At 48.1% G+C, this 1752-nt stretch carries 1 protein-coding gene; it reads right to left on the bottom strand.

Annotated elements, in window-relative coordinates:
- The coding region (locus VF500_RS09615) for an alpha-L-rhamnosidase (protein WP_330859469.1) at positions 1-1635 on the bottom strand (1635 nt) is incomplete at its 3' end.
- Positions 1636-1752: the final 117 nt, after the last annotated feature.

A 1752-nucleotide genomic window follows, 5' to 3' on the forward strand; every position in this document is an offset into this window, starting at 1 on the left:
ATCGCCTAAATGAGGCTCAATTTTGATCACCTTACAACCCGGTGCTATCACCCTTACACCCAGCACGTACTCAGTTAACCAGGGAGTTGGCCCTGACGCCCAGCCGTGCGACAGACTATGCCTGAAACCTTTATAGCAATAAGCCCCGTAGTCGCCGTGGATATCATTTTTACCATCAGGAACGAGTTCATCTATCCGTGAGGCATTTGGCAGCCAATCGATATTAAAATCTTCCCAAAAGGTTGTTGCGCCAAGATTTAACATTGGCCCCCAAAAGTTGCGGATAGCGTCAATTCCACCCTGATAATCGCCGGCTTTGGCTTTGGCCAGCAGCATGTAATAACCAAAAAAGGTAGAGTAATTATGCACTCCACCAGCCGAAAGGATCTCATTAGCCTTTTGAGCAGGCAGCAGGCCCGATAAGCCCAGTAAGGCTGCCGCCTGTTTGGAACCGCTGGCATCAGGTACATTGGTTTTAAGTTTGGCAACGGCGGCTTCGCATTTTTGGGCAGTGATTGGATCGTTCAATATTTTGCATAGTTCGGCGCCGGCATTCAGGGTCATTACCAGCATGGCCTGCAAACCGGCATGAATGGCGGGTTTATTTTCGCTGGATGGCCAGTCTAAAAACCTCCCGGCTCCATCCAGTTTTTCGCTGCCATTTGCATCAACCTGTACAGCGTATTGATCAAGTAACTTTACGAGGTAAGCTTTTTGCTGTTGCAGATATTTTAAATTGCCCGTGTGCATGTACCAATCGCGCTGGATCAGGATCCACCACATAGAGTAAGATACCATACCGTTCATATAACCGGGCAGCGGGGTAATATCGCGGGCAAGGTCGAGACTTTTAGGAACAACCGGGTTATCGCCAAAAACGGCTGCAATGGTTGAGGTTTCAGGATGCATATCCCCTACCCAAACCAGCCTGTCGCGTTTTATGCCGTCCCAAAGGTAATCCTGCATGTTGAGGTGTACAGTATAAGCGCCGGTAAGCCAGATCTTGTTGAGCAGGGTATCGCTGCATTTAAAAGAGCCGAGGTAAGGTATATCACGGTAAATAAAAATGGCACGGACTTCTTTCAGTTTAAGCTGGCTGATATCATCCACCAGGTCTATCCGCACAAAACGAAAACCCGTATTGCCAATTTCCAGCTTACCCAGCCATGGTAGTGACACGATCATATCGCGCATGGCGTGATCATTAGTAGCCCCTTTTATGGTATCGATATTTGACATGGCCTCGCTGGCCGATTCGCCAAAACGAATACGCACCCTTACCGGCTTCCCCCCTCTCGACTGATCTGTTACCAATTGCAAACCACCATGCAGTTCTTTGCCAAAATCGAGCAATAAACCGGGTTTTCCCTTTTCATTACTTTGCAGGATACACAGGTCATTACCTGAAAGATCCGCCTGTCCATCACCCTGCTTTAATAACTTTTCGGCATTGATGATATTGGTTGCCGCATCCGGAGATTTCCACAAGATGCGCACCGGTGAAAGATATTTCCTTATTGTTTCTGTTGATTGTGCTTCAACTGATCGTTTAGCGTCAAAAACCGGGGGCAGTTGTTGGGCCTGGCTTATAAAACCTGCAATCGATAAGGCGAGTATGGATAATATTTTTTTCATAAAGCGATGGCATATAAAAAATTTCGCCGCCGCTCGGCTCCAGCCGAGTGGCAACTATTTCACGGCCTCTGGCCGCCGTATGGAATGCAGGCCAGAGGCCTGGGAATAACTGCCACT

The sequence above is a fragment of the Mucilaginibacter sp. genome, from assembly GCF_036383575.1.
In the GTDB taxonomy this organism is placed as follows: Bacteria; Bacteroidota; Bacteroidia; order Sphingobacteriales; family Sphingobacteriaceae; genus Mucilaginibacter.